Origin of the sequence: Pseudomonas sp. PDM20 (assembly GCF_014852575.3) — a bacterium.
Taxonomy (GTDB): Bacteria; Pseudomonadota; Gammaproteobacteria; order Pseudomonadales; family Pseudomonadaceae; genus Pseudomonas.
The window spans coordinates 6,275,147-6,295,459 of sequence record NZ_CM181224.1 but is presented as its reverse complement, the minus strand read 5'-3'; the positions used below and the strand labels follow the sequence as shown (position 1 = coordinate 6,295,459).

The following is a 20,313-nucleotide window of genomic DNA, read 5'->3' as shown; positions in this document are numbered from 1 at the left end:
GGGCGCATAACGCGCCAGCGTTATCCGCCGTGGGGCTTGCGGCGGATAACCCGTCCCGGGATATGCGCCCTACGGCCCTGCGCTCCACACCATCCTGCGGACTGGCTCCGGATTCACACTGCAGGAGCGCCGTTGCCCGGACTGGAGCCCCCGCCCCAAGCCAAATCCGGGTGAATGACTCAAGTATTGTCACGCGCCGCCGATAGCCTGTGCAGACCGGCGAACCACGCCGGCACTCCCCTCGAACCGAAGCAGGCCGCTCCTCGAACCACGGGCGACGGCCCGCCGTTGCGTGCAGAAGCAGAAAAATGAACCAGCCCCGATCCCGCATCGCCCTGCAGTTGGCGATGGCCCTGGCCGTGCTCCTGATCCTGTTGATCAGCGGCAGCACGCTGTTTGCCTTGCGCTCGCTAGACAGCGCTACCCTGACTACCCGCGAAGAGCACCTCGCCAGCGAAGCGCGCCTGCTGGCGGACCAGCTGGAAACCTTCCACGGCACCCTGCGCGAGAGCACCCAGCGCCTCGCCGGCCTGTTCGAGAAGCGCTTCGCTGCCGGCCTGCAAGCGCACACCGATGAGCGCGTGCCGGTCGCCGCACTGCAAGCCCCGGCGCTGTACCTGGGCGACACCCGCCTGAATGGCGACTTCACCCTGGTCGACGAATTCCGCCAGCTCACCGCCGGCGTCGCCACCGTGTTCGTGCGCGATGGCGAAGATTTCGTGCGCATCACCACCTCGCTGATGAAGCAGGACGGCAGCCGCGCCATGGGCACCGTGCTGGACCACAACAGCCCGGCCTACCCGCTGCTGATGCGTGGCGAGAGCTACGTCGGCCGCGCGCTGCTGTTCGACCGTTTCTACATGACCCAGTACACCCCGGTGCGCGACGGCAGCGGGCGGGTGATCGCCGTGCTGTTCGTCGGCTTCGACTACACCGACGCGCAGAAACGCCAGTTCGACAACCTCGGCCGCTTCCGCCTCGGTCAGGGCGGCTCGCTGGCGCTGCTGGACGAACAACACCACTGGCTGGTGCCGCCGGCCGGCGCGCGCAATCCCGAGCGCGCCGCCGACAGCCTCGCCAGCCTGCTCGACAACCCCGGCCGTGGCCGCTTCTGGAGCGACGGCCAGGATGATTTCTACAGCGTGGCGCAGCCCTTCGCCGGCGGCCCCTGGACCGTCGTCGCGAGCATGCCCAAGGACGAGATCCGCGCGGTGACCTGGCGCGTCGGTGGCCAACTGGCCATGGGCAGCCTGATCGCCATGCTGCTGGCGGTGATCGCCACCACCTGGCTGCTGCAACGCCGCCTGCGTCCGCTGGGCGACCTGGTGCGCCAGGCCCATGCACTGGGCGCCGGCGACCTGGGCGCGCGCCTGTCGGTTGCCAGCCGTGACGAGATCGGCGACCTGGCGCGCAGCTTCAACCAGATGGGCGAGGCACTCTCCAGCATGGTCTCGCGGGTGCGCGGCGCGGCGGAGGAAGTGGGGCATTGCTCGCGTTCGCTGTCGGGTCTTTCCAGCGGCGCCTATGCCGGCATGGAGCAGCAGTCCGGCGAGATCAACAGCATGGCCGGCGCGGTGGAAGAGTTCAGCGCCACCTCGATGGACATTGCCGACAACATGCGCAGCACCGAACGCATGGCCAGCGAAAACACCAGGCAGACGCGCATCGGCCTGCATTCCATGGACGATGCCTCCGCCTCGCTGGCGCAGATTGCCGGCGCGCTGCAGCAGACCGTGGAGCGGGTCAACCGCCTCGGCGCGCGCTCCCAGGAGATCGGCAGCATCGTCGGGGTGATCACTTCGATTGCCGAGCAGACCAACCTGCTGGCGCTCAACGCCGCCATCGAGGCCGCCCGTGCCGGCGAGCAGGGCCGCGGCTTCGCCGTGGTCGCCGATGAAGTGCGCAGCCTGGCCGCGCGCACCCAGGCCGCCACCACGGAAATCTCGCAGATGATCGGCGCCATCCAGCAGGACACCGGCAGTGCCACCGAAACCATCGAGCAGGGCAGCCAGCTGATGCAGCACGGGCTGGCATTGAACGAGAAGGTCGCCGCGGCACTGGCGGAAATCTCCCAGCAGAGCAGCGCGGCCGGCGAGCAGTTCGCCGCCATCACCACCGCGACCCAGGAGCAGAGCCGCACCGCGACGCTGCTCAGCAGCAACCTGCAGGGCATCGCCCAGGCCAACAGCGAACAGCGTCAGGTGGTGGCCGATCTGGCGCAGACCGTGCGCGAGCTGGACAGCCTGGCCGCCAGCCTGCGCGACGAGGTCGGGCGCTTCCGCTGAAGCGCCGGGCGGGTCAGTCCTTGAGCTGGCCCAGCCCGTACTCCAGGCTGGCGGCGGACAGTTCGCCCATCTGGCTGTGCTTCAGGCGCCCCTGGGCGTCGTAGAACAGCGTGGTGGGCATGCCGTAGGAGCCGGTGGCCTGGCCGAGGCGGTTGCCGCTGTCGAGCAGCACCGCCGCTTCGCTCAGGCCCTGGTCGCGCAGGAAGCGCTGCACGGCTTCGGCATTCTCGCCCTGGTTGACCAGCAGGAAGCGCACATCGCTGCGCTGCTGCTGGGCGGCCTCCAGCACCGGCATCTCGCGTCGGCACGGCGGGCACCAGGTTGCCCAGAGGTTCACCACCATGGGCCGGCCATCCAGCGCGCGCAGGTCCACGGCGGCACCGCGCAGGTCCATCACCGTGAGTTCGGGAATCTGCTGGCTGCGGTCCAGCGCCGAGGTCACGGCCTTGCCGCCACCCCACAGGCACACACCGACCACGGCCGCGACGGCCAGCGGGCGGCGCAGCTCTGTCCGCTTCCAGGCCAGCAGCGCGCCGATCAGTGCGGCGGCGATCACCCCCGGCAGGGCGAGAAAGCCGCCATCGCGGATATCCACGATGCTCAGCGGCGTCGCCGCGTACTGCTCGAAGTAGCGCGCGACAAAGGCCAGCCGCGCCACCAGCAGGCCACCGAGGAACATGGCAAACAGTGCGCCTTCGGGGTTGGCGCCGCGCTTGCGCCCGGCCAGCCAGCCGGCCAGCAGGGCGCCGAAGAAGCCGAGGTAGAGCAGCACGTGGGGCAGGGGAAGGGCCAGCGGGCCGAGGGTGAGACTGGTCAAAGCGGGTGCCTGGCAAAAGGAAACCAAGGTACAGCAGGGCGCTGCCACGGGGCAGCGTCGGGCTGTGGATAAATGTTTCGCCTCAGGCGGGCAGTGGCTCGGCCTGTTGCTCGCGCAGCTCGGCGGTCAACCGCTTGGCGCAGGCGCCGACCTTGCGCACGGCATCCTCGATCACCGCCAGGTCGCGGTTGGAGTAGTTCATGCGGATGCAGTTGCGGTACTTGCCCGAGGCGGAAAAGATGTTGCCCGCCGCCACCTGCACGTTGTCGCGGCGCAGCTCCTGGTTCAGCCGCACGCTGTCGAACAGCGGGTCGAACTCGACCCAGAGCATGAAACCGCCGCGCGGCCGGGTGACCCGCGCGCCCTCGGGGAAGTAGCGGCCGACCCATTCGGTCATCAGGTCGCGGTGGCGCTGGTACTGCGCGCGCATGCGGCGGATGTGCGGCTCGTAGTGGCCGCCGCCGACGAACTCGGCCAGCGCCATCTGCGGTTGCGGCGCGCAGGTGCCGCTGGCGATGTACTTGAAGTGGAGGATGCGGTCCAGGTAGCGCCCCGGCACCACCCAGCCGGTGCGCAGGCCGGGCGCCACGGTCTTGGAGAAGGAACTGGCCAGCAATACGCGGTCGTCGGTGTCGAAGGACTTGATGCTGCGGGGGCGCGGATAGGCGTAGGCCAGCTCGCCGTAGACATCGTCCTCGAGGATTGGCACGTCATAGCGTGCCGCGAGCGTGAGCAAAGCGCGCTTGCGCGCGTCGGGCATGATGTAGCCCAGCGGGTTGTTGCAGTTGGGGGTGAGCAGGATGAGCTTCACCGGCCACTGTTCCATGGCCAGTTCCAGCGCCTCCAGGCTGATGCCGTTGGTGGGGTCGGTGGGGATTTCCAGCGCCTTCAGGCCATAGGCCTTGAGCGCCTGCATGGCGCCGTGGAAGCTGGGTGAATCGATGGCGATGATGTCGCCCGGCTCGCAGATGGCGCGCAGGGTGATGGCCAGCGCCTCCTGGCAGCCGGTGGTGATGACGATCTCGCTGGGCGGCACCTGGCAGCCGGAATCCAGCATCAGCCGGGCGATCTGCTCGCGCAGCGGCAGCGAGCCCTGGATGCCTTCGTAGCCGAGGCTCTGCAGGTCGGTGCGGCGTGCGGCGTGCACCATCGCCCGCTGCAGCGGCTTGAGCGAGGGGCTGGCAATGTCCGGCGTGCCGCGCCCGAGCTGAACGAAATCGCCGCCGGGCGCGCGGCGTACCTGTTCCAGCACCTGGTCCCACTGCGACACGTCTACCGGCCGTTGCGCCGGGCGGGTCATGGCCGGCATCGGTGGCAACTCGCGGCGCTCGGGTACGAAGTAGCCGGACTTCGGCCTGGGCTCGACCAGCCCGGAGTCCTCCAGCACACGGTAGGCCTGCTGCACGGTGCTGATGCTGACGCCGTGCTCCTCGCTCAGCGCGCGCACCGAGGGCAGGCGGTCGCCGGGACGGTACAGGCCCTGCTCGATGCGGTCGCCGAGGGTGGCGGCCAGCTGCGCGTAGCGTTTCATGACAGATCTCCCGTGCCGGACAGACTCGGCGGAATGCAGTACAGATCGGGAAAAAATACGCCATTCAGAAGGATTTCGCTCGAGTCTGTATGGAAAAAACTTAACCGCGTTGAATCTGTAATGATTTCCGCCGATTCGTCACGCTAGTCCCACGTTCGAAAGAGCTCGACTGGAGGAGTGACGACATGAGCGGCCTGAGCGATGTGCGGCTGACCCTTTACCAACAGGAACTGCTGGAGATCCCCGGCGTGCGCGAAGCTCCGCGCGCCCCGCAGGAAAGCCGCTGGCAGCAGTTCTGGCGCCGCGTGCGTACCCGCAAGCAGCTGCTGGAGCTGTCCGATGCGCAGCTGAAGGATATCGGCGTCACCCGCGAGCAGGCGGTGATCGAAGCGATGCGGCCGTTCTGGCGCTGCTGACCGGAAACTGACCCATCAGGGAGTGCTTATGAGCGAGACGCGCGCTGCTGCGTTTGAAAGGATCGCCGCCGAACTCGGCTACGACTTCAGCGGTGAAATGAAGATCGGCGGCAACTACGTGCCTTTCCTCATCGAAGGAAACCAGGTGCATGTCAGTGGGCAGATTCCGCGGGTGGGTGATGAAATCGTCGTCATCGGCCGGGCGGGCAGTGAAGTCTCAATGGCCGATGCCCAACTGGCTGCCAAGGTCTGCGTCATGCGCGCGCTGGCCTTGCTGCGGCAGGCGCTGGGTGATCTCGACCGGGTGCGCAGAGTGTTGCAGCTCAACGTGTTCGTACAGTCGGCAGAGCACTTTACCCAACTGAGCGAGGTGGCCGACGGCGCATCGGCGGTGCTGTACGAGGTGCTGGGGGCGGCCGGTGTGCACACGCGCACTTCGGTTGGCGTCTATCAGTTGCCGAAGAACGCCACGGTCGAGCTGAATCTGCTCGCCGTCGCGCACGACCTGCCGGGCTAGTGCCCCGCGCGGTACTGCAGCGCCTCGGCGAGGTGCGGGCGGGCAATGTCGTCTGCCTGCTGCAGGTCGGCGAGGGTGCGGGCGACCTTGAGAATCCGGTGCAGGGCGCGCAGTGACAGGTTCAGGCGCTCGCCGGCCTTCTCCAGCCAGGCCTGGTCTTCCGGGCTCAATGCACAATATTGGTGCATCTTCTTCAGGGTCAGAAAGGCGTTGGCGCAACCCTGCCGGGTAAGCTGGCGCTGGCGCGCGGCGGCGACCTGCACAGCCAGCTCGGCGCTGCTGGTGCTCGGCCCGCTGGGTGCGAGGCTGGTGCTTTCCCGGCTGACGGTGAGGTGCAGGTCGATGCGGTCCAGCAGCGGCCCGGAGAGCTTGGCCCGGTAGCGCTGGATCTGTTCCGGCGAGCAACGGCAACGGCCGCTGGGGTCGCCCAGATAGCCACAGGGGCAGGGGTTCATCGCCGCCACCAGCTGGAAGCGCGCCGGGAAGCGCACGCGGCCATTGGCGCGGGCAATGACGATCTCGCCGCCTTCCAGCGGCTCGCGCAGCACTTCCAGGACCTTGCGATCGAATTCCGGCAGCTCGTCGAGGAACAGCACGCCTTCGTGGGCCAGGGTGATTTCCCCCGGCTGCGGACGACTGCCACCGCCGACCAGTGCTGGCGCTGAGGCGGTGTGGTGCGGCTGGCGGAAAGGCCGCTGCGGCCAGTGGGTCAGCGGCCCGCGCCCGGCCACGGAATGGATCGCCGCCACCTGTAGCGCCTCGTCTTCATCCAGCGGCGGCATCAGGCCGGGCAGGCGGCTGGCGAGCAGTGTCTTGCCAGTGCCGGGCGGCCCGCTGAACAGCAGGTTGTGGGCGCCGGCGGCGGCCACCAGCAGCGCACGCTTGGCGGCGGCCTGGCCCTGCACTTCCGAGAGATCGGGGTAGGGCGGTGTCACCCGCATCAGGCCGTTGGCCTCGTAGGGGCGCAGGCGTTCCTGGCCGCTGAAGTGCGCGGCCAGCTCCAGCAGGTGGCCGACGGCGTAGACGGTCAGGCCGCTGGCGAGGCTGGCTTCCTCGGCGTTCTCCTTCGGCACCACCAGCGCGCGTCCGGCAGCACGGGCTGCCAGCGCGGCGGGCAGTACACCGGGGACCGGCCGCAGCGTACCGGAGAGCGCCAGTTCGCCCAGGCATTCGAGCCCATCCAGCCCGGCGGCATCGGCCAACTGGCCGCTGGCGGCGAGTATGCCCAGGGCGATGGCCAGGTCGAAGCGCCCGCCGTCCTTGGGCAGGTCGGCCGGGGCGAGATTCAGGGTGATGCGGCGGTTGGGGAAGTCGAAGCCCGAGTTGAGCAGGGCGCTGCGCACGCGGTCCTTGCTCTCCTTCACGGCGCCTTCGGGCAGGCCGACCAGGGTCAGTGAAGGCAGGCCGTTGGCGAGATGCGCCTCGACGGTGACGCCGGGCGCTTCCACGCCGACCTGGGCGCGGCTATGGACGATGGCGAGGGACATGGATCACTCCTGATCGCATGCCGCCCGCCAGGCGGGACTTATTCTTCGGCGGCGGGGGCAGGTGCGGCGGTGTCGGCGGGCGAGAGCCTGGCTTCCATCTCCGCGACCTTCGCTTCCAGCGCCTCGAGACGGGCGCGGGTGCGCGCGAGGACGACCATCTGGCTGTCGAATTCGTCGCGGCTGACCAGGTCGAGCTTGCTGAAGGCGCTCTGCATCAGAACCTTGAACTGGGCTTCCAGCTCGGCCTTCGGCAGGGGCGATTCGCCACCGAACAGACGTCCGGCTTGTTGGCTGATGGCATCGAGGAAGGCTTTGGGCGGCAGCATGGTTCATGGGTTCCGGATTGAATCAGAGCGCAGTCTATCACGCAGCCGGCGCTGGCTGCGGCGCGCCGGGTTGCACGCTTTTTGAGCAGTGTGCCCGCTCTGCGTGCGCGCTTTCGGTGCGCCAGGGCAGCGCTGGCGATTCGCCAGAAAGCCCTGTTTCAGGCCAAGTGCCTGATGCCACGGGCATTTTCACGAACTGGCAAGCTTCATGCTTTGGGGCAGATATGGCGTGCACCGATGCAGTTCCGGTGCGGCAGGCGAGGCGGTGGATTGCTTCGATCAAGGCAGTCGGAGTGCTGAGGTAGGGCGGCCGGCGCATTACAAAAGCCAGACACTGCGCTTAGACTTGTCTCCGGGTTCGTTCTTCCTGGGGCGGGTCCACCAAAACACGGGAGAGAGTTACATGAAGCTAGTCACAGCCATCATCAAGCCGTTCAAGCTGGACGACGTTCGTGAGTCGCTGTCCGAGATCGGCGTGCAGGGCATCACTGTGACCGAAGTCAAAGGCTTCGGCCGGCAGAAGGGTCACACCGAGCTGTACCGTGGCGCGGAATACGTTGTCGATTTCCTGCCGAAGGTGAAGATCGACGTCGCCATCGCCGATGACCAGCTGGATCGTGTTATCGAAGCCATCACCAAGGCCGCCAACACCGGGAAGATCGGTGACGGCAAGATCTTTGTCGTAAATCTGGAACAGGCCATTCGTATCCGTACCGGCGAAACCGGCACCGACGCGATCTAAGCCAAGCCCACACCGAACCCCCACGCCCCAGGAGAAACAACAATGACTCTGCGCAAATACGCAGGGCTAGGCGCCCTATTGCCCCTCGCAATGCCCGGTCTGGCCTTGGCCGACGAGGCTGCGGCCCCCGTCCTGAACAGCGGCGACACCGCCTGGATGCTGATTTCCAGCGCCCTGGTGCTGCTGATGACCATCCCTGGCCTGGCGCTGTTCTACGGCGGCATGGTGCGCGCCAAGAACGTCCTGTCGATCATGATGCAGTGCTTTGCGATCACCGCGCTGATCAGCATCCTCTGGGTCGTCTACGGCTACAGCCTGGCCTTCGATACCGTCGGTATGGAAAAGGGCGTGGTCAACTTCGCTTCCTTCGTCGGCGGACTGGACAAGGCCTTCCTCAGCGGCCTGACCACCAGCGGCCTGACTTCCGCCGCCGCGCTGTTCCCTGAGAGCGTCTTCGTGATGTTCCAGATGACCTTCGCGATCATCACGCCGGCCCTGATCGTCGGCGCCTTCGCCGAGCGCATGAAGTTCTCGGCCATGCTGATCTTCACCGCGCTGTGGTTCACCCTGGTCTACGCACCGATCGCCCACATGGTCTGGAGCGGTGACGGTGGCCTGATGTGGGACTGGGGCGTGCTGGACTTCGCCGGCGGCACCGTGGTGCACATCAACGCCGGTATCGCTGGCCTGGTGGCGTGCATCGTCCTCGGCAAGCGCAAGGGCTACCCGACCGCTGCCATGGCCCCGCACAACCTGGGCTACACCCTGATCGGCGCCGCCCTGCTGTGGATCGGCTGGTTCGGCTTCAACGCCGGTTCCGCCGCTGCCGCCAACGGCACCGCCGGCATGGCCATGCTGGTCACCCAGATCGCCACCGCCGCCGCCGCCCTGGGCTGGATGTTCGCCGAGTGGATCACCCACGGTAAGCCGAGCGCCCTGGGCATCGCTTCGGGCGTGGTTGCCGGCCTGGTCGCCATCACCCCGGCTGCCGGTACCTGTGGCCCGATGGGCGCCATCGTCATCGGTCTGTCCGCTGGCGTGATCTGCTTCTTCGCTGCCACCAGCCTCAAGCGCGCCGTCGGCTACGACGATTCCCTGGACGCCTTCGGCGTGCACGCTGTCGGCGGTATCGTCGGCGCCCTGCTCACCGGCGTGTTCGCAGCCCCGGCACTGGGCGGCTTCGGCACCGTGACCGACATCGGCGCGCAGCTGTTCACCCAGTTCAAGGGTGTGGCCTTCACCATCGTCTACACCGGTATCGTCAGCTTCGTGATCCTCAAGGTCCTGGACCTGGTCATGGGCCTGCGCGTCTCCGAGGAAGAGGAAACCGTGGGTCTGGACCTCTCCCTGCACAACGAGCGCGGCTACAACCTGTAAGGGTTCGCGCAAGTTCGACGAAGGGCGCCCTCGGGCGCCCTTTGTTTTTTCGATCAGCACGCTAGAATGCGCGCGCATCACCGTTAGCGACGCAAGGATTGCCCGCCATGTGGCAGCAGAAGACCATCACCCTGCGCCCTCGACCGCGAGGTTTCCACCTGGTCACCGACGAGATCCTGGCCGCGCTGCCGGAGTTGTCGAAGTGCCGGGTTGGCCTGCTGCACCTGCTGTTGCAGCACACCTCCGCTTCGCTGACGGTCAATGAGAATGCCGACCCCTCGGTGCGCCGCGATTTCGAGCGATTCTTCAATCGCCTGGTGCCCCAGGGCGAGAGCGGCTATGAACATGACTACGAAGGTCCGGACGACCTTCCGGCGCATTTCAAGTCGAGCCTGCTGGGCTGTCAGCTGACGCTGCCGATACAGGAGGGAGGCTTGGCAATGGGCACCTGGCAAGGTATCTATCTGGGCGAGCACCGCGACCACGGCGGGCCGCGAAAGATCGTGGCGACCTGGCAGGGCGAGCTTGTATGAATTTTTTCCGGCGGCGTTCGTCAAAGCGCGCAGCTGGGCTATAACTAACGTGCTTTGCAGCACCACAGAGGTTGAACAATGAGCGACGAAGAACTGGAACAGGACGAGCTGGACGGCGCTGACGAGGACGATGGCGAGGAACTCGCCGCAGCGGACGACAGCGACGCCGAAGCAGACAGCGGCGATGGGGATGAAGCCCCTTCTCCCAAGGGCGGTGGCAAGAAAGCCAAGGCCGCTGCGGAAGAAGAGGAACTGCCCTCGGTCGAAGCCAAGCAGAAGGATCGTGATGCACTGGCTCGCGCGATGGAGGAATTCCTCACTCGCGGTGGCAAGGTGCAGGAGATCGAGCCGAACGTCGTGGCCGACCCGCCCAAGAAGCCGGATAGCAAATACGGCAGCCGCCCTATCTGATATCTGACGCGACATGAAAAGCCCCGCCGTTCCGTGAGGAGCGGCGGGGCTTTTTCATGTCCGCGTATGTCTGGCGGCCGCTCCTACAAATCGTAGGGCGCATAACGCGCCAGCGTTATCCGCCGCGACGCAATCGGCGGATAACCCGTTCCGGGTTATGCGCCCTAGGGTCTGGTCCGCACCTACAGATTTGCTAGAACGCCGGGCAGCTCGGACAGGTTGTGGATGATCGCGCTGGGCGCCTCTTCGCCGTCCCATGGCTTGCGCGCCGGGTTGAACCAGATCGCCTTCATGCCCGCGCGACGCGCGCCGGCGATGTCATCGCTGGGGTGGTCGCCGATGTGCACGGCGTGTTCCGCCGCCACGCCGCCGCGCTTGAGTGCTTCCTGGAACGGGTGTGGATCAGGTTTGCCGACGCCGAGTTCTTCCGCGCACAGGGCGAACTGGAAGTAATCGGCCAGGCCCAGGCGGCGCACGTCGGCGTTGCCATTGGTGAGCACGCCGAGGATGAAGCGGTTGGCCAGTTGCTCCAGGGTCGGGTGCACCTCGGGGAACAGCGCCACCTGGTGTCGCGCGTGGAGGAAGGTCTGGAACCCGGCTTCGGCCAGGTCGCTGGCCTCGGCTTGTGGATAACCCGCGTCGAGCAAGGCGTGGAACAGGATGCGCCGGCGCAGTTCGCTCAGGCGGTGCCGGAGCATCGGGTCCTGCTCCATCAGCCGCGAGCGAATCGCCCACAGGTGTTCGATGGGCACCGGGCCCAACTGCGTGGCATTCACTGCCAGCCAGTCGCGCAGGGTGGCTTCCGCGCTGTTCATCACCGGGGCGACATCCCACAGCGTGTCATCGAGGTCGAAGGTGACCAGACGGATACTCATTCTTCTGCTCCGGGTTTACGGCGTGCCCGTGGGTGCGCCTGGTCATAGACCGTGGCGAGGTGCTGGAAGTCCAGGTGGGTGTAGATCTGCGTGGTGGCGATGTCGGCGTGGCCGAGCAGCTCCTGCACCGCACGCAGGTCCTGGGAGGACTCCAGCATATGACTGGCGAAGGAGTGCCTCAGCATGTGCGGATGCAGGTGCTGGCCCAGCTCGCGCACGCCGGCTTCGCGCACGCGCAGCTGGATCGCGCGGGGTGTCAGGCGCTTGCCGCTGCGGCCGATGAACACGGCGTTGTCCTGTGGCGAGGCGAGGGCGCGCAGCGGCAGCCAGTTTTCGATGGCCTGCCGCGCGGCGCGGCCGACCGGCAGTTCGCGCACCTTGTTGCCCTTGCCGTGCACGCGCACCAGGCCGTCCTTGAGGTCCAGCCACTCCAGGTCGAGGCCGACCAGTTCGGAGAGGCGCAGGCCCGAGGAATAGAACAGCTCCAGCAGCGCCTGGTCGCGGCGGGCGATGAAATCGTCCTCGACACCACCGTCGAGCAGTTGCGCGGTGCGGTCGGTGTCCAGGGTACGCGGCAGCTTGCGTGCGCCCTTGGGCGCGGCGAGGCCGTCGGCGGGGTTGTGCCGGCAGCGGCCTTCGCGGATCAGGTACTGGTACAGCCCGCGCGTGGCCGACAGCAGGCGCGCCAGGCTGCGGCTGGCGAGGCCCTGCTGGTGCAGGCGGGCGACGAACATGCGCAGGTCGCGCACCTGCAGCGCGGGCCACTCGTTCAGCGAGGACTTTTCGCAGAGCGCGGCGAGGCGCAGCAGGTCGCGGCGATAGCCGTCGAGGGTATGGACGGACACCTGGCGTTCGCTGCGCAGGTGTTCCAGATAAGCGTCGATGCCAGCTTCAAGTGTCAACGAAAGGCTCCAGGCTGCAGGTCGCAGGCTTCAGGCAAAAGCACTCGGCCCGCTGCATTCGGCCTGTCGCCTAAAGCCTGCAGCTTGCCGCCGCTTTCAGCGCACCGAGCGCAGTGGCGTGGAGAAGCGCGGCAGGGTCCGCGCGAGGACTTCGGCGACGTAGCCCAGGAACAGGGTGCCCAGCGAGCTCTTGTAGTGCTGCGGGTCGGGGCTGCCGATCGCCAGCACACCGTGCAGGCCCTGGAAGGTCAGCGGCACCACGGCGGCGGAGCCGACCTGCTCGCGTTCGCTTTCGCAGAACAGGAAGGCCAGCTCGTGGGGGCGCAGCACGCCGCAGACGGTCTTGCCGCCCGACAGCAGGCCGCCGATCGCCTGGTGCGCCTCGGCGCTGCTCACCGAACGGCCCACCGGCAGGTTGTTGTCGCTGAACAGGATCAGGCTGACGTAAGGCACGAGGAATTCGTGGCGCAGACTGTCTTCCGTCGTGCTGACGATTTCCTCGAGGCTGGTGGCGTCGAGCAGGTCGAGCACCAGGCGGCGGGTCTTGTCGAACAGCCGGTCGTTGTCGCGGGCCACGTCCATCAGCTGCGACAGCCGATGGCGCATCTCGATGTTGCGCTCGCGCAGCAGGCGTACCTGGCGCTCCACCAGCGACACGGCGTCGCCCGGCTGGTGCGGAATGCGCATCTCCGGGATCAGCTCGTCATGATCGACGAAGAATTCAGGGTGCCGGCGAAGATAGTCGGCGACCTGTTCGGCTTCGAGCGTAACGGTGGGGTCCTGCGGAGTATCGGTCATAAGCGTCCCGGTTATAGACGTACCTGGCCTTCGAACACCCGCACGGCGGGCCCGGTCATCATAACGGGCTGACCCGGTCCTGCCCACTCGATGGTCAACCGTCCGCCGGGAAGGTCGATCTGTACCGGCGATTGCAGCCAGCCCTGGCGGATGCCGGCGACCGCGGCGGCGCAGGCGCCGGTGCCACAGGCCAGCGTCTCGCCGGCGCCGCGTTCCCAGACGCGCAGGCGCGCCTGGTGCGGATTGACGATCTGCAGGAAGCCGATGTTGGCCTTCTGCGGGAAGCTTTCGTGGATTTCCAGCTTCGGCCCCAGGGTGCGCACCGGAGCGCTGTCTACGTCATCCACGCGCAGCACGCCGTGCGGGTTGCCCATGGAGATGGCCGCCAGCTGGTACTGCTGGCCATCCACTTCGAGGGGGTAGCTCAGCGCTTCGGCACCGGCCTGGAACGGCACCTGCTCGGGTTGCAGGCGCGGCGGGCCCATGTCGACGGTAACCTGGCCATCGTTGGCGATGGTCAGCTCGATCATGCCGCCCTTGGTTTCCACGCGGATGGTCTTCTTCGCGGTCAGGCGCTTGTCGACCACGAAGCGGGCGAAGCAGCGCGCGCCGTTGCCGCACTGTTCGACCTCGGTGCCGTCGCAGTTGAAGATGCGGTAGCGGAAGTCGGCGTCCGGCGTGCTTGGCGGCTCGACGATCAGCAGCTGATCGAAGCCGACCCCGAAGTTGCGGTCGCCCCACTGTTTGACGTGGCGTGGTTGCACATGGGCGTGCTGGCTGACCAGGTCCAGGACCATGAAGTCATTGCCCAGCCCATGCATCTTGGTAAAACGCAGAAGCATCGTCGTCTCGGCCTCAGTCCGGCAGCAGGCTTTCGCCGGCGAACAGCTCTGGTCGTGTTCCGTGGCGACGCACCCAGTGCGCGGCCGAGCTATCCACCAGCACCTCGGCGGCGCGGCCCCGGGTGTTGTAGTTGGAATTCATGACGAAACCATAGGCGCCGGCCGAACGCACGGCCAGCAGGCCGCCTTCTTCGCGGACGGGGTTGCGGAGTCGGGCGAGGAGCTCGCCGTTACCGCTTTGCGGCATGCCGAGGCGTCCGGCGATTGCCGGCGACGGCAGGTCTGCCGCGAACAGTTGCCCGTCGCGGACGTCGAAGGCGTCCATGGGAACGCCCTCAGAGACCGTAGCGGTCCTTGCTGTGCTCGCTCTTGGCCTTCTGGTCGTCCGGCAGGTACAGCGGGCCTTTCTGGCCACAGCCGGCCAGCGCGGCGGTGAAGACGGCGAGCGCGACGAAGGGAAGCAGCAGTCGCTTCATGGCGGAATCCTTGTAATAAAGCGTCAATGGGTCCGGAGTATACCGACCCCCCGCCGGCTTGCCTATTCAAGCGGACTCCCGCCCGGCGGGGCTTGCGGCTCGCGCCGAAAGGGCCGGTGGCCCTATGATGGCGGGCAAAAAATGGAATGCCTGATGGACTATCGCGATCCCCTGCCCAGTTCGGTGTCGGTGGCCTACCTGCAGGGCCTCGTGGAGCATCTGCAGCGCCAGGGCGTGGACCCGGCGCAGTTGCTGGCGACGGTGCACCTGGAGCCCTCGATCCTCGCCCAGCGCGACCAGCGCATCGCCGCCAGCGCCTACCTGGAGCTGGTGGGCGCCGGCGTGCGCCTGAGCGGCGACGACAACCTCGGCCTGCACCTGGGCGAGGCGGTGCGCCCCGGCTACTACGGCGTGCTCGGCTACCTGATCATGAGTTGCGCGACGCTCTCCGACGCCTTGCACCGCCAGGCGCGCTATGCCTCGCTGGTGGGCAACCTGGGCCGCGTCGAGCTGGCCGACGAGCCGCCGCGCGCCGGTTGTGAGGCGCTGGTGAAGCACAGCTGGGAGCCGCTGCTGCCGCAACAGCAACGACAGATGAGCGAAGAGACGCTGGCCGGCTGGGTCAGTTTCGGCCACTGGGTCAGCGGCGTGGACGAGGTGCCGTTCGAGGTGCGTTTCAGCCACAGCGCTCCGGCGGATGTCAGCGAGCACGAGCGTATCTTCCGCTGCCCGGTGCTGTTCGATCAGCCGGACAACGCCCTGGTCTTCCCCAGGCGCCTGCTTTCGCTACCGCTCGGCCAGGCCGACGCCCAGGTGCAGCGCACCCTGGATGCCTACGCCGAACGCCTGCTGGTGGAAATCAACAAGGGCGACACCGTGCTCGACCGCGCGCGCCTGGAGCTGGCGCGCCAGCTGCCGGAGCAGGGCGCCGACCTGGAGCGCCTGTCGCAGACCCTGGCGCTGAGCCCGCGCACCCTGCAGCGGCGGCTGCGCGACACCGGCCTGTCGTTCAGCCAGCTGGTGGACGAAACCCGCCAGCAACTGGTGCTGCACTACCTGCGCGACCCGGCGCTGGACACCGCCGACATCGCCTACCTGCTGGGCTTCAGCGAAGCCGGCTCGCTCGCCCGCGCATTCCGGCGCTGGACGGGGCAGAGTCTGGGCGAATACCGGCGTAAACTGGTGCCTTTGACTGATCCCGAGGACGATGCATGAGCACTTTGAGCGAAGCCCGCTTCCATGACCTGGTGGACGCTGTACAGGTAACGGTGGAGGACGCCTTCGACGACAGCGACCTGGACCTGGACCTGGAGAACTCCAGTGGCGTGCTGACCGTGCGCTTCGAGAACGGCACCCAGCTGATCCTCAGCCGCCAGCCGGCGCTGCGCCAGCTGTGGGTGGCGGCGCGCTCCGGCGGCTTCCATTTCGACTACGACGAATCCGGCTCGCTGTGGATCTGCGACAGCACCCGCGAACCGCTGGGCGCGCTGCTCAATCGCGCGACCCTGGAGCAGGCAGGTGAGGATGTCGACTTCCCCGGCATCTGAGCCGCGGGCCAGCGTCGCCTCGCCCTGCTGCCGGCGCTGTTGCCTGGACGACGCGGACATCTGCGTCGGCTGCGGGCGCACCCTGGGCGAGATCCTGGAGTGGAACGAGGCCGACGGCGAGCGGCGCCTGGCGATTCTGGCGGACTGCGAAAAGCGCCGAAACAACCATCGGCCGAAGTGGTGACTGGTCGGTGTTGCTTATTTTCTGTGCTGTGTTAGTGTCCGGGAAAACCCCGCCTTGGGCGGGGTTTTTCTTTTTTCGGATTTCATTACGTTCGATCCCCGAACGTCTTTACTGCCAGAACACCCAGGGCCCCGAACGCGCGAGCGTCCGGGGCTCTCCTGTAAGGAGACTGCCAACCATCATGACCACGACTCCCATCACCGTGACTCGACTCGACCTGCAACGTCTGGAGCGCATGCTCGACAGCCTGGATGAGTACGGCCCCGCGGCCGAGGCGCTGGAGGCCGAACTGGCCCGCGCCACGGTGGTCGGCCACGACGAGATACCGCCGGGCGTGGTCACGATGAACTCCACCGTGCGCTGCCGCGAAGAGGGCAGTGGCAAGGAATACCACCTGACCCTGGTCTACCCGGCTGGCGTCGGCGGTGAAGGCAAGGTCTCGATTCTTGCTCCGGTCGGCACTGCGCTTCTCGGCCTGACCACCGGCCAGAGCATCGACTGGCCGGTACCCAGCGGCAAGACGCTGAAGCTGACCCTGCTGGAAGTGGAATACCAGCCGGAAGCGGCCGGCGACTTCGATCGCTGATTTCCCCTTCGGGAACCTCCCTCTCCGGGCGTCCGGCTGGCCTTCAGGCCTCGGCCAGCGCCCGGTTCAGCGCCTGCTCCAGGCTCTGCTTGTAACGCAGGAAGTGCACCGTCTGCAGTTCCCCGCCCTCACGCATGGCCGACAGGTCCAGGTCGGTGATGTAGCAGGGGTAGCGCTCCTGCCCGCGTCGGCGGTCGAGGATGTGCCGGGCGGCGGCCTGGAACAGCTCGTTGCCGAACTCCAGTTCCGAGAATTCGCGGTGGTTGCAGAACAGCGTGGTGCGCGCGCGCTGGCCTTCGCCCGGTTCGACGATCGCCTGCACGTTGTAGAACGGCAGGGCTTCCAGCGGTTGTGGCGCATTGCGTCGCTCGATGCGTTGGGCGCGCTGGTGGCCGTTGGTCACCACTTCGTAGAAGAGGATGTCGGCGCCCACCGGGCCCTGCGCTTCCAGTAGCGAAATCACCGCGTTGCGGCGGTACTGCACCGATTGCAGGAAGCGCTGCAGCGGTAGCAGCAGGCCTTCCTCGGTGTCGTATTCCTGGCGGCGCCGCCAGAGGGCGTTGCGCTCGTCGAGGATGGTGATTTCCGCGCTGCCTTCATCCAGGCGGTAGAACACCTGAACGGTATTGGCCCGGCCCAGTGGCAGGATCATGGCGAGGTCGTCGCCCTCCAGTGCGTGCCGGTCCAGTTGCAGGAAGCCACTGTCGTCCTGGGTGTCGCCCAGGTGCTCGACCAGCGCTGGCAACCCGTCGATCACCCGATGGCTGACGCTGCCCGGCACCAGGTGCAGCAGGTGGAAGTGCTGGCGCACCTGCAACAGGTAGCGCCCGCCCTTGCCGCTGGCGAGTTGGGCATGGGCGTCGCGGAACAGGTCTTCCACACGCTGGGCGATGGCCGTGGCGCGGTTGCGGCAGAAGCAGCGCACCAGCAGGCGCGGCGGCGGGGCGTCGGAGGGCACGCTGTTGAGGAATTCGCGCAGGCAGTCGAGCAGCGCGTGCGGGCCTGCATAGCGGCTGACCAGCAGTTCGTTCCAGCTGTTCAGCGTGATCTGGTCGAGGGTCAGCACCAGGTTGTCGCGCACGCCGGAATAGCCGAGCGAGTCGGTGCGCTCGGTGGTCATGTGCACGTTCATCTGGCTGTGCTGGCGCAGCGGGTCGACACCGACGTTCACCAGCAGCAACACCTGCGAAGGCACCGCGCTGCGCAGCAGGGCGCTTTCCGGCACCTCGTCGAGCGGCAGCGGAACGGCCTGCTGCAGGCAGCCCAGCAGGTTCTGCAGCTCGAACTCGGTCAGGTCGCTGCTGCCCGGTTGCAGGGACAGCCGCGTGGTGGCATCGATCACCCCGTTGCGGTGGCTCCAGGTGAGCAGTTCCATGAGGTCGCGGGCGCGGCGCAGCGGGGCGAAGTCGGCCATTTCCTGCAGCGACAGGTTGCCGCCGAACAGCGCCCAGTACGGTGGCTTGCCCGCCTCGCCGCCGGGCAGCTGGGCGAGGGTGAGGATGTCTTCGGCCATGTCCGGGGCGATGCCCGGGTTGATGAATTCGACCTTGCCGGCCTTGCGCTCGAAGGCGGCATACAGACGCCGGCCGAGGATGCCCATGTCCCGCGGGTTGATGCCGCTGGCGGCGTGCTGCAGGCGGGCGAACTGCGAGAGGAAGCGGTAGCTGTGGGTCAGTTCGTTGACCAGCGCGCGGCGCTCCAGCAGTACCTGGCGGACCTTCCACTGGCTGCGGCTGTCGAGCTGGGCGAAGGCGCGGCTGTCCCACTTCCAGGGCGCCGAGACGCGCTCCATCACCTTGCGCTGCCAGCTCTTGTGACCCTGGCGCGGCGGGCGGCTGAGCTTCTTGCCGACCTTCAGGTAGAGGCAGCGGCGGATCAGCTCCAGGCGCTCGGTTTCGCCGCGCTCCTTGAGGTATTCCTCCAGGCGGCGGTAGAGCATGACGTAGGGGTCCAGCTCCTCCACATCCAGGCGCCCGGCGTAGATCGCCTGTTTGTAGCGCAGGCTCAGGCAGGACACCTGCGGGTGTTCGCTGGCGTAGACCTCGGTGAGCAGCAGCTTGAGCACCGACTTGTAGGGCGACTCGATGCCCTTGAACAGCTGCCACATGCCGGCGCCGATGAATTCGCCCGGCGGGATGCGCGCCAGGTGGCCGAGGTCGAGGACGTCATCGGCGCGGATGAAACGCTTGTTCAGCAGCGTCTGGCAGTACTCGGCGTAGCGGTTCTCTTCGTAGACCGGCACCAGCCACCACAGCGGGGTGCGGCCGCCGAGCCAGATGGCGGTGCGGTAGAACTCGTCCAGCAGCAGGTAGTGCTGGCTGGTGCCGCAGTCGTCGGAGGTCAGCCGGGCCTCGCGGGCGCCCTGGGTGTAGTGCTGCGGGTCGACGAGGAAGCAGTGCACCTCGGCGCCCTGGGTGGCGGCCCATTGTTCGAGCAGCTCGCACTTGCGGCGCAGCTCCGCCCGCTCCCGCTCGGTGAGGTCGGAGGCGTGGCAGACCCAAAGGTCCAGGTCGCTCTGCTCGGCCTGGGCGACGGTGCCCAGGCTGCCCATCAGGAACAGCCCGTGGATCGGCAGCGGCGGGTTGCCGCGTCGGGTCTTGTAGCTGAAGGAGCGGGTCAGGCGCTGGGCTTCGGCGAGGATGTCGTCGTCCGGGACGAAGTTCGACAGCCCGGCGGGCGTGCTGGCCGACACGTAGCCGGGCAGCAGCGGATGGTTCACGTCCAGCAGCAGTGGCAACAGCTTCAGGACAAGCTGCTGGCGCGTGGAAAGCGCTTCGCTGGCCCGATGCAGCCGCGCGGCGTTGACCTTGAGGAAGCGTTGACGCAGCTGCGTCAGCACCTTTCGGTCGATGCCGTCGTCGATGTCCGGGCGGATCTCGGGGGTGAGCGTCATGGCGTACTGCTGTCTGGCCAGCGGCGCCGCATCAGGGAATGCGGCGCTCGGAAGTGTGCCAGTTTATCGCCCGCTCGCGGGGGAACTTGAGGTCAGCTGCGCAGGATGCCGAGCAGGACCTGGGCGTGCTCGGCGGCGTCAAGCCCCAGACCGGTGAGATAGCCGCCGTCCTGCTTGTCGATCAGGCCCTTGGCGTGAAGCCGGCCGGCAGCCGCCACGGCTTCGGCGGAAGCATCGTGATGGACTTTCAATCCCGCCTGGCTGTTCTCCAGGTCAAAGAGCGCCAGCAGGTCCAGTTCCTCAACCATTTCTTTCGTGAAAGCCATTCGCCTAACTCCCGATGGTCAATGAGGCTTCAGTGTAGTCTCAAGTCAGACCGGTTCGGCAAGCGCTGTTATGCCGCTGTCTCATTCGGCAACAGTGCCATCGGGCAGGGTCGGCAGCGCGCGCAGGGCCTGTTCGTACCACTCGCCGTTGAACGGGCGGTCCTCGGCCAGCATCGCCTCGATCTCGTGGGCGAGCACCAGGGCCATCAGGTGCAGGGCGTCCTCGCGTTCGTAGCCGACCAGGGTCAGCTTGTTGAACACCGCGCGGGCGGCCGCCGGGCTCTCGCTCTCGATCTGGTTCTCGATGGCCTGGATCAGGGTGTCTTCGGCGAAGGACTCTTCGCCATCGTCTGGGTCTGTCATCACATTGCTCTCCGGCGGACTTGTGAAGCCGCCCGAAGTTGGCCAACCTGCGGGGCAACTTCAGGTGCGTAAAAGGATC

The 20,313-nt window shown here is 67.1% G+C and carries 23 protein-coding genes and 1 pseudogene; 11 read left to right on the top strand and 13 right to left on the bottom strand.

Going from position 1 to position 20,313, the window contains the following annotated elements:
• Positions 1-308: 308 nt before the first annotated feature.
• Positions 309-2,285 carry a methyl-accepting chemotaxis protein gene (locus tag IB261_RS28945; RefSeq protein WP_192383607.1) on the top strand — a complete coding sequence of 659 codons (1,977 nt, stop codon included), beginning with the start codon at positions 309-311 and terminating at the stop codon, positions 2,283-2,285.
• Between the two features lie 13 nt (positions 2,286-2,298).
• Here the strand turns inward: IB261_RS28945 and IB261_RS28940 are convergent, their stop codons facing one another.
• Positions 2,299-3,102, bottom strand: coding sequence for a TlpA disulfide reductase family protein (locus tag IB261_RS28940; RefSeq protein WP_081515180.1), 804 nt, complete (start codon positions 3,100-3,102; stop codon positions 2,299-2,301).
• A gap of 82 nt (positions 3,103-3,184) precedes the next feature.
• Entirely contained in the window at positions 3,185-4,633 is a 1,449-nt protein-coding gene (locus tag IB261_RS28935; RefSeq protein ID WP_192383608.1) for an aminotransferase-like domain-containing protein, read from the bottom strand.
• Between the two features lie 185 nt (positions 4,634-4,818).
• On the opposite strand from IB261_RS28935, the gene IB261_RS28930 reads away from it, so the two are divergent.
• Positions 4,819-5,049 carry a DUF1127 domain-containing protein gene (locus IB261_RS28930; protein WP_081515182.1) on the top strand — a complete coding sequence of 77 codons (231 nt, stop codon included), beginning with the start codon at positions 4,819-4,821 and terminating at the stop codon, positions 5,047-5,049.
• A gap of 28 nt (positions 5,050-5,077) precedes the next feature.
• Entirely contained in the window at positions 5,078-5,566 is a 489-nt protein-coding gene (locus IB261_RS28925) for a RidA family protein (RefSeq protein ID WP_081515183.1), read from the top strand.
• On the opposite strand, the gene IB261_RS28920 is transcribed toward IB261_RS28925, so the two are convergent.
• Positions 5,563-7,053 (bottom strand): YifB family Mg chelatase-like AAA ATPase, encoded by a 1,491-nt coding sequence (locus tag IB261_RS28920; protein ID WP_192383609.1) that lies wholly within the window; start codon positions 7,051-7,053, stop codon positions 5,563-5,565. The two genes, IB261_RS28925 and IB261_RS28920, sit on opposite strands and share 4 nt — an antisense overlap.
• Before the next feature lie 38 nt (positions 7,054-7,091).
• Positions 7,092-7,379, bottom strand: a complete 288-nt coding sequence (locus tag IB261_RS28915; protein ID WP_081515185.1) for an accessory factor UbiK family protein — start codon at positions 7,377-7,379, stop codon at positions 7,092-7,094.
• Positions 7,380-7,782: 403 nt separating this feature from the next.
• Between IB261_RS28915 and glnK the strand changes: the two genes are divergently transcribed.
• The 4 genes from glnK to sutA all read left to right on the top strand — a co-directional run bounded on the left by glnK (position 7,783) and on the right by sutA (position 10,442).
• The gene (gene glnK, locus IB261_RS28910) at positions 7,783-8,121 is read left to right on the top strand and encodes a P-II family nitrogen regulator (RefSeq protein WP_003457590.1); all 339 of its coding nucleotides are present in this window, start codon (positions 7,783-7,785) and stop codon (positions 8,119-8,121) included.
• A gap of 42 nt (positions 8,122-8,163) precedes the next feature.
• Complete coding sequence (locus IB261_RS28905; protein ID WP_081515186.1) at positions 8,164-9,498, top strand: ammonium transporter; 1,335 nt, start codon at positions 8,164-8,166, stop codon at positions 9,496-9,498.
• A gap of 107 nt (positions 9,499-9,605) precedes the next feature.
• Positions 9,606-10,031 carry a secondary thiamine-phosphate synthase enzyme YjbQ gene (locus IB261_RS28900; protein WP_081515187.1) on the top strand — a complete coding sequence of 142 codons (426 nt, stop codon included), beginning with the start codon at positions 9,606-9,608 and terminating at the stop codon, positions 10,029-10,031.
• A gap of 78 nt (positions 10,032-10,109) precedes the next feature.
• Complete coding sequence (gene sutA / locus IB261_RS28895) at positions 10,110-10,442, top strand: transcriptional regulator SutA (protein WP_045215410.1); 333 nt, start codon at positions 10,110-10,112, stop codon at positions 10,440-10,442.
• Positions 10,443-10,624: 182 nt separating this feature from the next.
• Here sutA and IB261_RS28890 read toward each other — a convergent pair whose 3' ends face one another.
• The 6 genes and pseudogenes from IB261_RS28890 to lptM form a co-directional block, all read right to left on the bottom strand.
• Positions 10,625-11,317 carry an HAD family hydrolase gene (locus IB261_RS28890; protein WP_151188709.1) on the bottom strand — a complete coding sequence of 231 codons (693 nt, stop codon included), beginning with the start codon at positions 11,315-11,317 and terminating at the stop codon, positions 10,625-10,627.
• A complete protein-coding gene (gene xerC, locus IB261_RS28885) occupies positions 11,314-12,219 on the bottom strand; it encodes a tyrosine recombinase XerC (protein WP_192383610.1) in 906 nt (301 codons plus the stop codon). The genes IB261_RS28890 and xerC overlap by 4 nt, the downstream gene beginning before the upstream one ends.
• 96 nt (positions 12,220-12,315) lie before the next feature.
• Entirely contained in the window at positions 12,316-13,017 is a 702-nt protein-coding gene (locus tag IB261_RS28880; protein ID WP_081515190.1) for a DUF484 family protein, read from the bottom strand.
• 11 nt (positions 13,018-13,028) lie between these two features.
• Positions 13,029-13,859, bottom strand: a complete 831-nt coding sequence (dapF, locus tag IB261_RS28875) for a diaminopimelate epimerase (RefSeq protein ID WP_192383611.1) — start codon at positions 13,857-13,859, stop codon at positions 13,029-13,031.
• Positions 13,860-13,872: 13 nt separating this feature from the next.
• A pseudogene (locus IB261_RS28870) lies at positions 13,873-14,049 on the bottom strand (diaminopimelate decarboxylase); the annotation flags it as partial.
• 145 nt (positions 14,050-14,194) lie between these two features.
• Positions 14,195-14,335, bottom strand: coding sequence for an LPS translocon maturation chaperone LptM (gene lptM, locus IB261_RS28865; RefSeq protein WP_081515193.1), 141 nt, complete (start codon positions 14,333-14,335; stop codon positions 14,195-14,197).
• A 153-nt stretch (positions 14,336-14,488) separates the two neighbouring features.
• On the opposite strand from lptM, the gene IB261_RS28860 reads away from it, so the two are divergent.
• The 4 genes from IB261_RS28860 to rnk all read left to right on the top strand — a co-directional run bounded on the left by IB261_RS28860 (position 14,489) and on the right by rnk (position 16,652).
• Positions 14,489-15,550, top strand: coding sequence for an AraC family transcriptional regulator (locus IB261_RS28860; RefSeq protein ID WP_081515194.1), 1,062 nt, complete (start codon positions 14,489-14,491; stop codon positions 15,548-15,550).
• Positions 15,547-15,882 (top strand): iron donor protein CyaY, encoded by a 336-nt coding sequence (gene cyaY / locus IB261_RS28855; protein ID WP_024762102.1) that lies wholly within the window; start codon positions 15,547-15,549, stop codon positions 15,880-15,882. Before IB261_RS28860 ends, cyaY begins: the two co-directional genes overlap by 4 nt.
• A complete protein-coding gene (locus IB261_RS28850) occupies positions 15,860-16,066 on the top strand; it encodes a DUF1289 domain-containing protein (RefSeq protein ID WP_081515195.1) in 207 nt (68 codons plus the stop codon). The genes cyaY and IB261_RS28850 overlap by 23 nt, the downstream gene beginning before the upstream one ends.
• Before the next feature lie 181 nt (positions 16,067-16,247).
• Positions 16,248-16,652, top strand: coding sequence for a nucleoside diphosphate kinase regulator (gene rnk, locus IB261_RS28845; protein ID WP_081515196.1), 405 nt, complete (start codon positions 16,248-16,250; stop codon positions 16,650-16,652).
• A gap of 43 nt (positions 16,653-16,695) precedes the next feature.
• Here the strand turns inward: rnk and IB261_RS28840 are convergent, their stop codons facing one another.
• The 3 genes from IB261_RS28840 to IB261_RS28830 all read right to left on the bottom strand — a co-directional run bounded on the left by IB261_RS28840 (position 16,696) and on the right by IB261_RS28830 (position 20,234).
• Positions 16,696-19,545 (bottom strand): class I adenylate cyclase, encoded by a 2,850-nt coding sequence (locus IB261_RS28840; RefSeq protein WP_192383612.1) that lies wholly within the window; start codon positions 19,543-19,545, stop codon positions 16,696-16,698.
• Positions 19,546-19,637: 92 nt separating this feature from the next.
• Positions 19,638-19,871: a TIGR02647 family protein gene (locus tag IB261_RS28835; RefSeq protein ID WP_081515198.1), complete on the bottom strand. Its 234-nt coding sequence runs from the start codon at positions 19,869-19,871 to the stop codon at positions 19,638-19,640.
• Positions 19,872-19,952: 81 nt separating this feature from the next.
• A complete protein-coding gene (locus tag IB261_RS28830) occupies positions 19,953-20,234 on the bottom strand; it encodes a hypothetical protein (RefSeq protein ID WP_081515199.1) in 282 nt (93 codons plus the stop codon).
• Between the last annotated feature and the right edge of the window lie 79 nt (positions 20,235-20,313).